This window comes from Siminovitchia sp. FSL W7-1587 (assembly GCF_037963795.1).
Lineage (GTDB): Bacteria > Bacillota > Bacilli > Bacillales > Bacillaceae_C > Siminovitchia > Siminovitchia thermophila.
The window spans coordinates 2,141,731-2,155,268 of sequence record NZ_CP150169.1 but is presented as its reverse complement, the minus strand read 5'-3'; the positions used below and the strand labels follow the sequence as shown (position 1 = coordinate 2,155,268).

At 37.9% G+C, this 13,538-nt stretch carries 11 protein-coding genes and 2 pseudogenes; 11 read left to right on the top strand and 2 right to left on the bottom strand.

What is annotated here, in order from left to right; genetic code table 11:
* Positions 1-143 precede the first annotated feature (143 nt).
* From narJ to NST31_RS09910, 3 genes are all read left to right on the top strand, one after another.
* Positions 144-704 carry a nitrate reductase molybdenum cofactor assembly chaperone gene (gene narJ, locus NST31_RS09920; RefSeq protein ID WP_077111596.1) on the top strand — a complete coding sequence of 187 codons (561 nt, stop codon included), beginning with the start codon at positions 144-146 and terminating at the stop codon, positions 702-704.
* 6 nt (positions 705-710) lie between these two features.
* On the top strand, positions 711-1,418 hold the full coding sequence (gene narI, locus NST31_RS09915) for a respiratory nitrate reductase subunit gamma (protein WP_077111597.1): 708 nt from the start codon (positions 711-713) through the stop codon (positions 1,416-1,418).
* 500 nt (positions 1,419-1,918) lie between these two features.
* Complete coding sequence (locus NST31_RS09910; protein ID WP_077111598.1) at positions 1,919-2,452, top strand: DUF4269 domain-containing protein; 534 nt, start codon at positions 1,919-1,921, stop codon at positions 2,450-2,452.
* Between the two features lie 578 nt (positions 2,453-3,030).
* Here the strand turns inward: NST31_RS09910 and NST31_RS09905 are convergent.
* Positions 3,031-3,259: pseudogene (locus tag NST31_RS09905) on the bottom strand (DUF3923 family protein).
* Between the two features lie 807 nt (positions 3,260-4,066).
* On the opposite strand from NST31_RS09905, the gene NST31_RS09900 reads away from it, so the two are divergent.
* The 7 genes and pseudogenes from NST31_RS09900 to NST31_RS09870 form a co-directional block, all read left to right on the top strand.
* Entirely contained in the window at positions 4,067-4,501 is a 435-nt protein-coding gene (locus NST31_RS09900) for a helix-turn-helix transcriptional regulator (protein ID WP_077111599.1), read from the top strand.
* Positions 4,498-5,226 (top strand): ABC transporter ATP-binding protein, encoded by a 729-nt coding sequence (locus tag NST31_RS09895; protein ID WP_077111600.1) that lies wholly within the window; start codon positions 4,498-4,500, stop codon positions 5,224-5,226. Before NST31_RS09900 ends, NST31_RS09895 begins: the two co-directional genes overlap by 4 nt.
* Before the next feature lie 2 nt (positions 5,227-5,228).
* A complete protein-coding gene (locus NST31_RS09890) occupies positions 5,229-5,954 on the top strand; it encodes an ABC transporter permease (protein WP_339165306.1) in 726 nt (241 codons plus the stop codon).
* Between the two features lie 326 nt (positions 5,955-6,280).
* Positions 6,281-6,781: an ABC transporter ATP-binding protein gene (locus tag NST31_RS09885; RefSeq protein ID WP_171973890.1), complete on the top strand. Its 501-nt coding sequence runs from the start codon at positions 6,281-6,283 to the stop codon at positions 6,779-6,781.
* A 183-nt stretch (positions 6,782-6,964) separates the two neighbouring features.
* Positions 6,965-7,123: a hypothetical protein gene (locus tag NST31_RS09880; RefSeq protein WP_171973891.1), complete on the top strand. Its 159-nt coding sequence runs from the start codon at positions 6,965-6,967 to the stop codon at positions 7,121-7,123.
* A gap of 36 nt (positions 7,124-7,159) precedes the next feature.
* On the top strand, positions 7,160-7,864 hold the full coding sequence (locus tag NST31_RS09875; RefSeq protein ID WP_077111604.1) for a hypothetical protein: 705 nt from the start codon (positions 7,160-7,162) through the stop codon (positions 7,862-7,864).
* Positions 7,865-7,873: 9 nt separating this feature from the next.
* Positions 7,874-8,140, top strand: a pseudogene (locus NST31_RS09870) (transposase); the annotation flags it as partial.
* Positions 8,141-8,945: 805 nt separating this feature from the next.
* On the opposite strand, the gene NST31_RS09865 reads toward NST31_RS09870, so the two are convergent.
* On the bottom strand, positions 8,946-10,163 hold the full coding sequence (locus tag NST31_RS09865; protein WP_339161619.1) for an IS110 family transposase: 1,218 nt from the start codon (positions 10,161-10,163) through the stop codon (positions 8,946-8,948).
* 703 nt (positions 10,164-10,866) lie between these two features.
* Here NST31_RS09865 and NST31_RS09860 point away from each other — a divergent pair.
* A complete protein-coding gene (locus tag NST31_RS09860; protein ID WP_339165303.1) occupies positions 10,867-13,524 on the top strand; it encodes a DEAD/DEAH box helicase family protein in 2,658 nt (885 codons plus the stop codon).
* Positions 13,525-13,538: the final 14 nt, after the last annotated feature.

The following is a 13,538-nucleotide window of genomic DNA, read 5'->3' as shown; positions in this document are numbered from 1 at the left end:
TTCAGATGTCTTTATGACACACCAAAGAGGTACACAATCAGTAGGAGATAAAAGAACAGCCTACTGATTGTAGATTCATCTAATAGATGAGGCGCTGTATCCTATTATAAATATCATTTGAAACCATGAAAGGACGGCTTTTTATGAATCCAGCGTTGAATTATCAACTGATATCTTTTCTTTTGCAGTACCCTGATCGTCGTTGGGAAGAGGGGTTGCCCGACGTAAAGCTTGAAATAGAGCAGATTACTTATGAACCGCTGAAAGAAAAACTAGTCAAGTTTGTAGAAGCAGTCAATAACAGTAGTTCTACAGATTGGCTCGATAGATACATTGAAACATTTGACTTTGGCAGAGCAACGAATTTGTATGTTACGTATTTAAAACAAGGGGAAAAACGGGAAAGAGGTATGGAGCTACTGCAATTAAAAAAAATCTATCAACAAGCTGGCTTTACCGTTACTGATAAAGAACTTCCTGACTATTTACCTGCCATGCTGGAGTTTTGCGCACAAGTTCCTACTAAACAAAGTAATGAGTTACTTGCAAATTATGGAGGAGCGATTTGGTTACTACGTGAAAAGCTACATTCTATGAATAATGATTATGGATTGTTATTAGATGCGCTTTTTATCCAAATGGACGTAAATGGAGTCAATATAGACGAATGCAAACAATCAAATGCGCTTATTGAAAAGAGGTAGATGAACATGTTAAATCTATTATTATGGGGAATTTTCCCATATATTGTTTTAACTATATTTATTGGTGGACATATTTACCGCTATCAAAAAGATCAGCTTGGCTGGACATCAAAATCCAGTGAGTTCTTAGAAAAAAAGCGCTTGCGAGTAGGGTCTTTACTATTTCATTTCGGCATTTTTATTGTATTAGGTGGACATTTTTTAGGCATCATAGTTCCAGTTGAGTTTTATAATTCCCTTGGTATAACGGAAAAAATGTATCATATAGTTGCTATTAGTTTTGGATTACCAGCTGGATTCGTTGCTCTATTGGGAGCTTTTCTTTTACTGTATCGAAGAATGAGTGTCAAACGAATTAAAGCAACAACTTCATGGAGCGATTGGGTTAGTTTACTGTTTGTATTATTGGCAATTACGACGGGGATGCTGGCTACGAGCTTCAATATCGATTCACAAGGATTTGATTATCGAACGACTATTTCTCCATGGCTTCGAGGTATACTCACTTTTCACGTACAACCGGAATTGATGGTGACAGTTCCAATTTGGTTTAAGATTCATATATATGCTACTTTTAGCTTATTTGTTGTCTGGCCGTTTACAAGGCTTGTGCACGCATTTAGTTTCCCCATTCGCTATTTAAATAGAAGCTATGTTATCTATAAAAAGAGAGTGGCTACAAAAAGAGTGGACCCGTTGAATGTGAAGGATTAGCTTTCATTATTAAGAACCTACTTACAGCATTTTAATGTTTGCATAATAGTTTCCTTTCCAATACGCTGGCTGGCGAAATTAAATTCATTTGTCATCACGGAATGCAACGCATCAAAAGCAGGGTATCGCTCGGCGCTGCGGTAATACAAATAACGACCCATACATCGGATTCTCTCATGGAAATGCGGGTATGGTTCTGCACTAGCGCTTTATAAATATTGGCCTTGCAGGTAAAGCATTTTTGACTTTAGGTTAAAAATGCTTTTCTTTTTTGTCTCTTATAATACGATTGTTTATAAGGGTGAGAATGTTTATGGTTGGGTTTTCCCATTTTTTCTTAATTCGAACATAGATGTTTTTCATCTATACCTTAACCATATTAACTTATACAAAACAAATCGAAATAAAAATATACTCCGAAAGCTCTCATTGTTCATTTTGAAATTTATTTTTTGATTTGTTATGATCCTTTGAGAGAAGTATAAAATGGAGGGATAGGATTGGATTTTACAGATATTAATTACCTTAAAGTAGGAAGTGCGAAACAAAAACAAGCATACTACCATTTGCGTGAATTAAATATATTTGAAGAGTTAAAAATATTCAATCCAGTTCTTTGTGGAACCGTTCCGCTCGATATCAGCCTTCCAGATTCAGACCTTGATATCATTATGGAAGTAAAGGATTTCAAAGTTTATAAAAATATGTTAAAAGAAAAGTATAGTTTTTATGATTCTTTTCACATAAAAGTAAAAGTAATAAAAAATAATAAAGTTGTTAAATCCAGTTTTTTTTATAAAGGGGTGGAAATCGAACTTTTTGGACAATCAATTCCAGTGCAAGAGCAAAACGCTTATTTGCACATGGTTATAGAATATTTTCTAATAAAAAATGTGAATGGTCTTAAAGAAAAGGTAATTAAGTTAAAAAAGCAGGGTTATAAAACAGAACCTGCCTTTGCCTATTTATTGAAATTAAGTGGCGATCCTTATGAAAGCTTAATAGAGTATGGTAGAAACCAGGGGATCATTTGAAAGCAATCTATCCAAGGTATACATGTCAACGATGATATGTACATTTATCAAACAACTATCTAATAAGTTAATGTTATAGATACTAGGCAAAAAAGAGGCCGGGACACAACTAAATCAGCTGATGAAAAAACGAACAATAAAGTGAAACTTCATTCAGTAGGGCTCCTACTGAATGTTAGTTGAACCAATCGGGCATTTAGGTGCCGTTTTCTCCCACTTAGATCTTTTGTATTCACTCAAGATTTTGAAGTGGGAGTCTTACGGCACCTTACATGCGGGATAAATTGTCCTAGTGTATAATACGCACGCTTTTAGCGTAGTCAAAATATGTAGACTCCTGCGGGAATAGCTCGAGCTGAAGATCCCGCAGGAAAGCGGTCTTTGCTTTCCGAGGAAGCTGAAGCCGTGCCCGCGGAAAGCGAAATATTTTGACGTAGTGATGATAGGGATTTTTAAACACAAATAAACCGAACAACTATAAATGAATTGTTCGGTTTTTGCTATTTCGTATTTGCTCATGTCCCAGATTCTTTAATGTTTCAAGAAGTTTTCTTTTATTCCACAATCGCACCAACTGCTTAATTATTCCTGCCCATTTTCAAATTAATAATTAGCCATACAATCTGAATAATTACTGGAATTATAAACGCAATTAACAATACTATAAAAGCGACTAATTTAAGTTCAGGTGTTTGGGATAGCACCAGCGCCATCAACTTCTCTTAACCAAACAACAGCTGTACCTACTGCAAAAAGAACAATCCAAAATAAGTTAACAATCCACCAAAAAATCCATCGTTTTTTCAAACTACCTTTTTCCAAACAATCTGCCTCCGTTTGTTGAATACTTATTCTTTCCATATTAACATTTTGTCTAAGAATTGATTGATTGTAGGTAATAGTGGCGATTCAATGACCATTTCATGATTCAATAAGTTGTTTATATACAATAGATTTTCTAAAAGTGTTGATTGTACTAGTTTTTAATCGCTATGTTTTTAACGCTTTTCCATGGTAAGATAGGCTTCATATTGGTAGTAATTCAGAATGAAATTAAATGATTGAAGAGAATATAACAGATATAAATGTGAACTAGAAATAAATAGAATACTTCATATTGTATTCAACTAACATCTATCACTTTTGGTTCTTAACTGGTTGAATTATTATGATTTTTTCAATAACCTTCCACGTTTTTATCCATTTATATTTTTACTAATTATTGCTATAAATGGATTAGATATGCTTGCAATTTAGAAGTGTATTTCTCAAGACCTTCATTTTTTCAACGTTTACAGGCCATCTCATTTATGATGAGGTAGTCTGTTTTTTATGGGGGAAAAATTAGCGAATGCCATTTCTGACTGAACAGTATTGTGTTTAGAAAATATGATGATACTCGTATCAAATACCCTTAAAGAAGTTTGTTTTGTATTTTACATATTCTTCATTCGGCTTCAAATGTAAATAACATATCCATTACTCCTTTTACCTAATTCCATGTTGCTTTTAATAAGTTGTTTGTAGGCAACAAATTCGAACATAGATGTTACTCTTTGTTGATAGACGGTCACGGTCATGTAAAGCATACTGGTGATGGGAGGTGTGAAATGTATGATACATATGAATTTGAAACGGCTGCGACTGCAGCATCATTATACACAGGAGGAAGTAGCAGAAAAGCTGGGCGTCACCCGCCAAGTAGTTGCTAAATGGGAAAGGGGAGATTCCACACCTGATATCCATTTCTGTATCAAACTAGCAGAACTGTATGATGTTACGATTGATAATTTAGTGAACTATAACGAGCGAGAGTCTGGTATATCGATTCCGCCGAAGGGGAAGCATTTTTTTGGTGTGGCAACGGTTGGAGAGCGCGGGCAAATTGTTATTCCTAAAAAGGCGCGGGAGATGTTTCATATAGAAGCGGGAGAAACACTAGTTATTGTTGGTGATGAAGAACGAGGTCTTGCGATTGTCCCACAAAGTTATATGCAAGGATTTTTTCCACCGAATGTACTCCTTCGCAAAAAGGAGGAAGACGAATGACCGCAATTGAAACAAATCATGTAACGAAAACATATGGCGACAAAAAGGTTGTTAATGATGTTTCTTTTACTATTCAAAAAGGAGAAGTATTTTCGATACTCGGTGTCAATGGAGCCGGGAAATCAACCCTTATTAAAATGCTATCTTGTTTAGTGAAGCTAACAAGTGGTAAAGCGTTTATTTTTGGGTACGATGTCATGAAAGAAGCGGCTCAAGTGAAAAAACTCATCGCTGTTTCTCCGCAAGAAACAGCGATTGCGCCGAATTTAACCGTATATGAAAATTTAGAACTAATGGCGGGCGCACATGGTTTTTCAAAAAAAGATCGTGAGAGAAAGCTGAAAGAAGTAATGGGTACTTTTTTGCTTATCCCTTTTGAAAAGCAACGAAGTAAAACCTTATCGGGAGGATGGAAGCGCCGTTTAAGTATTGCGATGGCATTGATCAGTGAGCCAGATATTTTATTTTTAGATGAACCGACACTAGGGCTTGATATTTTAGCAAGACGTGAACTTTGGAAAGTGATTAAAGGGTTAAAAGGAAGGGTTACGATTATTCTAACGACGCATTATTTGGAGGAAGCGGAAAGTCTGTCAGATCGTATCTGTATTTTAAAACGAGGCGAAGTGAAAGCACTTGGGACAGCAAAAGAATTAATCGCACAAACATCTGCGCAGTCTTTTGAGGATGCGTTTATTGATTTAGTGGGTGAGGGGTCGATATGAAAATGATGCAGTTTGGTTCGCGCACAACGAAAGAAATCATTCGTGATCCCATATCGTTGTTCTTTGGTGTAGCGTTTCCGGTTATTATATTATTATTACTAAATCTCATTAACCAAAATATCCCGAATAACTTATTTGATATTAGCAGTTTAACGCCCGGCATGGCGGTCTTTGGTTTATCCTTTATGACCCTGTTTTCGGCTCAAATCATCTCCAAGGATCGGGAAAGTGATTTTTTAACCCGTTTATTTACGACTCCCATGACAGCATATGATTTTATACTCGGCTATACGTTGCCCTTAATTCCGATGGCATTGGTACAGACAATGCTTTGTTATGGCCTGGCAATCATATTGGGGATGGAGTTTACGTGGAATGTTTTACTAGCGATTATCACTATCTTGCCAGTAGCCATTTTATTTATAGGTATAGGACTTTTATGTGGAACCATTTTCAACGAAAAAGCAGTAGCGGGAATTTGCGGGGCGCTATTGACAAACGTAACGGCCTGGCTGTCGGGGACATGGTTTAGTTTAGAATTAGTTGGCGGCCGGTTGGAAAAAATCGCTTATGCTTTACCATTTGTGCATGCTGTTGAGATGGGAAAAGCGATGATTCGGGGAGATTATGCCAACCTCTTTCCACATTTATGGTGGATAGCAGGTTATGGCGTGGGAATTACAATATTAGCAGTATATATATTTCAAAAGAAGATGAAAGGCCGTTAATACTTGCATTTTAAATATAGGCTAGTCAAGATGGATAGGTGTGTAGTACAAAATAAAAGTGAAAAGTGATGAAGCGTATTCATAAAGAAAGAAGCAATCAAAGTGGAGGTCGAAAGAAATACCGGCAGAACATCCAGTCCAGTATTTTTCGGAAAGAAATGGCATTGAGAGAAGGGGCGAAAGTGGGGCGTCTGCTCTTGGATCACCAGAAATGAATGGCGTGTGATATATTAGGAACGGAAAAGGCAGTGCCAACGTTTTATTCGGGATGTGGTATGTTCACACTAAAATGTCGTATTTGGGCGAACATAAAGGATGGTAAATCTATGAGAATACTTGTTGAGCTTGAGAAAGTGAACAAAAATTATAAAAAGAAACAAGTCTTGCGTGAAATCTCACTTTCCATTGAAGAAAATCAGATTATAGCGATACTTGGTGGCAATGGTACAGGAAAAAGCACGTTGCTGCGGCTAATAGCTGGTATTGAACAACCTAGTTCAGGGCGTATTATTTATTCTGACAAACATATCCGAATTGGTTATGTCCCTGAACGATTTCCTAAACATCTTCGTTTCACACCACGTGAGTATTTATATTATATGGGGAAAATAAGTGGCATTTCAAAGGAAAATCTTCAAGAACGAATCGAACATTACCTACAGCGATTTCAACTTGAAACATTAAATAACCAGCGTATTATGGAGCTATCGAAAGGGAATATTCAAAAGGTTGGTATTATACAAGCCATTTTAAATGATCCCGAATTAATCATATTGGACGAGCCTCTATCTGGTCTCGATTATCAAGCGCAGCAGGATTTAGTATAGACACTTGTAAAACTCCGGGATGAGGGAAGTTCAATTGTATTAAGTTACCATGAATCTAATATTTTTGAATCTATCATCAATCGTACGTATTATTTACATAATGGTCTTATCTCGAAAACAGATAGGAGTAAAGAATCTATTAAATTAATTGTTGTTGAACACATGGAGAACGCTCATGTTCATATGATGGAGTGGGATGGCGTATTGCGTATGGAGGAAAAAGGAAGTGAACGGTATCTGCATGTATCTGCCGAACATTGTGATGAAATCCTCTTAAAGATTCTTCATTCACAAGGAAGCATTAAAACGGTTTCCACATTAAATATATATGAAGAGGAATAAGTTAACTTATCTATCACACGAAGAGGAGAGATTGGATTGATAGATCTAATAAAATATACATTGCAGGACTTTTTTCGTTCCCAGAAATATTTTCCACCTATATCAACCTTCATCATTGTCATTTTTGTTTTTTATACATATACACCTAATCCAGTTGTTGATAGTTATGCCGTAACTGCGTTAGTCGTATATGTTATTTCTGCTTGGATTAGTGTTAGTATGCTCGCACTTGATCCCCCTATACAGAGACAACTGATGATTCTCCATATCGGAAGCAGTTATCGCTATTATCTAGCTAAAATCATTTCTATTTGGCTCATTTCTATCCTACTCGCGATATACGCTTTTGTATACCCGATCATTTTTAATATGTTTAATGAATCAGTGACATTTACACTCGGTTTCATGTCTATTCTCAATCATATTTTATTGGCAACATTGGGAATCATGCTTGCCAGTTTGTTTAGTAAGGGAGTCATGGAAAGCACAGTGAATTCTTATGGAGGGCTTGCACTAGCGCTCATTTTATCTATTGCGGCCATTGGAATTCAAAAGCTTTTACCCGCTCCATTGGAGAACATGGTTTGGCTCCTCCCTCCAGCATTAATGACACACGTATCATTGTTAGACTGGACAGGAGAATCTATTTCCCAACTGGAGTTCATTCCCTTTCTTTGGATATTCTTCTATTCACTCATACTGCTAGTTACTTTTCTATCATTATCAAAACAAAAAGCGTAAATTTGATTGGTGGAAAATGTGTTCGGTCACATCAAGTGCAATCGGTCGTTCCGCCGATTTTCCCTTCGGAGCCTTGAAAAGGTCCACTTGGAATTCGGGTTCGTGGCCCTTGCCCACAACTTCTTGAAAGTAGCGGGCATCCGCCGGCTACTTTCAGGAGGAAACCCTACAAATGCAAAATCAGTCGTAGAAAAATGGTTCGTTTTTCTACGACTGATTTATTTTGGGGCTGGGACACAACTAAATCAGCTGATGAAAAAACGAACAATAAAGTGAAACTTCATTCAGTAGGGCTCCTACTGAATGTTAGTTGAACCAATCGGGCATTTAGGTACCGTTACCTCCCACTTAGACCTTTTATATTCACTCCAGATTTTGAAGTGTGAGTCTTACGGCACCTTACATGCCGGATAAAGTGAAACTTCATTCAATAGGGCTCCTACTGAATGTTAGTTGAACCAATCGGGCATTTAGGTGCCGTTATCTCCCACTTAGACCTTTTATATTCATTCCAGATTTTGAAGTGGGGGTCTTACGGCACCTTACATGCCGGATAAAGTGAAACTTCATTCAATAGGGCTCCTACCGAATGTTAGTTGAACCAATCGGGCATTTAGGTGCCGTTATCTCCCACTTAGACCTTTTATATTCATTCCAGATTTTGAAGTGGGGGTCTTACGGCACCTTACATGCCGGATAAATTGTCCCAGTGTATCATACGCAAGCTTTTAGCGTAGTCAAAATAGGTAGACTCCTGCGGGAATAGTTCGAGCTGAAGATCCCGCAGGAAGGCGACCTTTGCTTTCCGAGGAAGCTGAAGCCGTGCCCGCGGAAAGCGAGGTATTTTGACGTAGCGATGATAGGGATTTTTTAAACACAAATAAACCGAACAACTATAAATGAATTGTTCGGTTTTTGCTATTTCGTATTTGCTTATGTTCCAGCCTCATTTCCTACGATTAGTCAAGTATCTTTATAATACTTTTCAATTTACTTTGTATGGAATATCTGGGCATAAGAAATAAACCTCAAGTATTTTATTTTTAAATTGAGGTGTGATATGTGATATAATCTAATTGATTTATTGGTCCATAGAGGCCGTGTACGAATAATCGTACTTCGTATTGTTCCTGACCATGGAATAAATACATTTTAGTAGCTTGTTCATGCAAGCTACTACCGCAACCTTGTCCTTCTTCGGATGAGGTTGTTTTTTTAATTTGTAATAGTAATCTACAATGTGATTTGGTGCTGCTTTTTGTTGACGAATCATGTTCCGGACAATGAAATATAAAATTTTTCTTCCTTTTGGATTACCACGCTTATTAATGTGATCCTGGCCTGCATATTTTCCTGATTGGTATCTCCGAATATCAATCCCAATAAAGGCATTTACTTTCTTATGATCAGAAAAACGTGATAGGTCGCCGATTTCACCAATAAAGAGTGCTGCACTTATGTCACCAATGCCTGGAAAACTTATGAGTAACTCAAACTCTGGAAGTTGTTTGGCTTTCTCGGTCATTTGTTTAGAAACCTTTTCTTTTTCTTCTAATCGTTGAAGAAGTTGTCTTGCGTAATATTGAACCTTTTGAGTTTGAACACTACTTGATGAAACAGCTGGATAAGACTCTTTGGCGTATTCAAAAATTTCACTTGCATTCTGCTTCGCACGATTCTCGGATATCTTTTTAGTGGTACTTCTTATCAAAAGGTTTTTTATTTTTGTTTTACTTGTTTGTAATACAAAATCTGGATGTGGAAATAAATCGATTAGTGTAAGTGCATAAGGTGTGACTCTACTAGAAAAGAATCTCTCAAGTTCTGGAAAACTTAATTGTAACGCATTATGCAAATACATCCGTGTACGCTTTATATCCTCTTCTACTTCTTGATAAAAGCGAGATAAATCACGTATATCATGATAAATATCTGGTTGGTCTAATTTTTCTGGTCGATCATTTTGTCGATGAACTTGGGCCAATTTATGGGCGTCATGTTTGTCTGTTTTCCAGCTTCGTAATGTCCCTTGTTCTAATTGCTTTTTGGCTGCCAAGGGGTTCAATAAACAATAACGTAATTGATTTTTTTGACAGAATGTTTCTAGCGTCTTAGAGTAAATTCCAGTAGATTCAAAGACAAGCATCAAATCTTCAGGAAGTGTATATATTTCATCCAAGAGTTCCTGAAAACCAGCTTGACTATGTATTACTTCACCTTCAGAAAGACACTGTTGATCGTCGTAAACAACCTTGTAGCTTTTCCCCATTGATACATCTAAAGCCATTACTGTTCCCATTTAACTACCTCTTTTCTCTCTTAGTGATGAAAGTTCTTCACTTATTCATTTCGATTCCAATTTCCTATACACGAGCTCAAGGCCCCAACATACTTAAACCTGATTCAAAAATGAAAGTGAAGAAGCCCGGTTTTTTATTCGGATTCGCAATCCTCGAGGCTACGGTCGGGCTTTCTCTCACTTCTCACTATATCTTAAAAAAGAAATAGTGGGTAAAATCATCCGTCGATGATCTTACCCACTAATCTTAGTATGTTTTCTATAAAAAGCCGTTTTTAACCGAAAATAAAATTGGTCATTTTCAGGTCATTATATAGACTGGAAAAATGTTTCATGTATTTCATCAAATCTTATAATCGTATGAATATAAATGAATCGCTTTGGGACATTTTTCATTCGAAGCGTGGGCAACCCTTAGTACAAATACTTTCATATGGTAAAAATTTCGCACGTGGAAGGTCCAGAAGAGCTGCATAACAAGATGCGAACAAGGGGGCCGATCAAATGAGGATAGGCATACCAAATTGTCGTTTTATTACAACGAGTATCTTTTTTTATTGAGACGTTCCGATCCGCTTAAAATATATTGAAAACATTCGATCATTTGAGTTTAATGGAATATAGTAGTGTATAGATAAAGAAGATGCTGATAAGGTTTATCAAGAAAAATAGCTAGTAGATTACATGTAGGTTGGTGAAGCAAGTGAAGCAATTTCCTGAGGGGATCAAATTTTGTTATCCTTGGCGAAGTTATCAACGCGAGGTATTGGCACATTTGGATGCCCATTTAGAAAACAATCATTTGCATCTTGTCGCCCCGCCAGGTTCAGGAAAAACGGTACTTGGTTTAGAAGTCATGCTACGGTTAAACAAACCAACTCTTATTGTGTCGCCCACACTGGCGATACGAAACCAGTGGGTGGATCGTTTTACAGAGTTGTTCTTACAACAGTCAGAGCCACCTGATTGGATTTCAACAGACTTAAGGAACCCGGCGTTTGTGACGGTGACCACTTATCAAGGGCTACATGCTTTATTAGAAAGCAAAGTGAAAGAGGTAGACAGCGGCTCTGATGGAGATGATGTCGAACAAGAACAGAATGAATTTGATGTTTGCATGAAAGAAAAGGCGTTGGAAAAGTTGCTTCAGCAAAATTTCCAAATGGACGAAGCACATCATTTAAGGACAAGCTGGTGGGAAACAACAATAAGGTTCCGTAACCATTTGGATCAACCGACTGTAGTTGCGTTAACCGCAACCCCGCCCTACGATGTAAGCTCGGCGGAATGGGAAAAATATATGGAATTATGCGGACCGATCGATGAAGAAATTGATATTGCCGCATTAGTCAGAGAAGGGGATTTGTGTCCACACCAAGACTATGTCTGGATGTCTGTCCCGGTCCCGAAGGAAGCTGGCCCAATCCGTGCATTTCACGATGAGGTAAAAGAGTTCATTCAAGAGATCAAACAAAATAAAGACTTGATACGCTTGTTAGAAAATCATCCGTGGATTAAATCGGAAGAATATCTTGAAGAAAAGCTGGCGAAATATGGGTATTTCATTTCCATTCTTTTGTTTTTAAAAGAGGTGGGCAGCGACCGGTGGCAATGGCCTTTTCAACAAATGGATGAAAAACATGCTGATTTGCCGAAGTTTACTGTCGAGTGGATGGAAGAATTGCTTGGTGGGCTTCTCTATCGCGACCAACATGTGAATGTGAAAAATGAGCCGATCAAAAGCATCAGAAAGAAGTTATCAGGAATCGGAGCACTTGAACGAAAAAACGTCCGTCTAACAGCAAAGAAGACGATGCAACGAACTTTATTGCAGAGTGCTTCGAAGTTACAAAGTATAACGCATATCGTTTCACTTGAAAAGCAAGCACAAGGAGATGATCTCCGGCTTGTTGTGTTGGCGGACTACATTTATAAAAATGACTTGCCAATGGCAGAACAAGATATGAAAACACTCAATCGGATCGGTGTTATTCCAATCTTTGAAGTGTTAAGAAGGCAATTAAAAAATCGTTGCCGGCTTGGTGTTTTAACTGGCTCGATCGTCATCATCCCAACAAATGCAGTTCCTCATTTGCATTCATTCGGTTTGAATTTTTCAGTCCAGCCCTTACGGCATGATCCCGTGTACAGTGAAGTGATTGTTACTGGAGCATCCAGGCAAGAGATAGTCAAAGTCATAACGTCCATCTTTTCAGAAGGGCACATTGATACGCTGGTAGGAACAACAGCCTTGCTCGGAGAAGGCTGGGATGCGCCAAGCGTAAACACGCTCATTTTAGCTTCTTATGTCGGATCATTCATGTTAACCAATCAAATGAGAGGGAGAGCCATCCGGTCAGACAAGGATAATTCTCGAAAATGCGCAAATATTTGGCACTTGGTATGTGTCGATGTCAACACATTGGATGGAGGATATGACTACCTTTCATTATCAAGACGGTTTAAATCATTAAGCGGATTAGATGAGGAATTGCCGATTATTGTTTCAGGGATAGAGCGTCTCCGCCTTCCGTCTCCGCCATTCTCAGCCAAAACACCAGAGGACGTAAATCACCTCATGATGAAACGAGCTACAAATAAGGCAAACTTGTTTGAAAGGTGGCGGGAAGCAACAAATCTAGGGGAAAAGAAAAGAGAACAACTGGATGTAGGTAAGTCATTTGTACCAAGGCCATTTTTATTTGCGCATACATTTAAGTCACTGCTCATTATGACTGCCTCCATTATAATAGGCACAGTGTATTATGTTGCTGAAGGAAGCAGGTATAGAGGGTTTGATAGCCTTTTGCCCATGTTAACTTTTGCCCTTGTTGTGGGCGGGATTGTTTCTGCACCTTTTTGGTGGAAGGCTATTCGGATTTTTGTTGGCAATTCATCGATAGAATCAAGTTTACAAACGGCAGGGCAGATCATTTATGATGTTTTAGTTGAGATTGGCAGTATCGAGACCCCGCTAAAGCGAAATAAAGTAGTAGTAGAGGAGTTATCAAATGGCATGGTCTGCTGTTCGCTTGAAAGGGGGACTCCCTACGAACAAAAGCTGTTTTTGCAATCTTTACAGCAGTTTCTTGATCCGATAGATAATCCGAGATATATTCTTCATCGGACATCCGGGAAAAAGTGGTATACCCGTCATGATTATCATGCGATCCCTGATGAAATCGGACGCAAAAAAGAATACGTTCAGCTTTTTGAAGATAAGTGGCAAAAGAAACTTGGACAGGCATATGCCATTTTCACAAGAAATGTGGAAGGGAGAAAGCTATTGTTAAAAGCCCGAGTTCAAGCGATGTCAGGGAAGTTTGTCAAACGGACTGAACGAAAAAGCATCTGGAAATAACCGTTGTCTTGAAG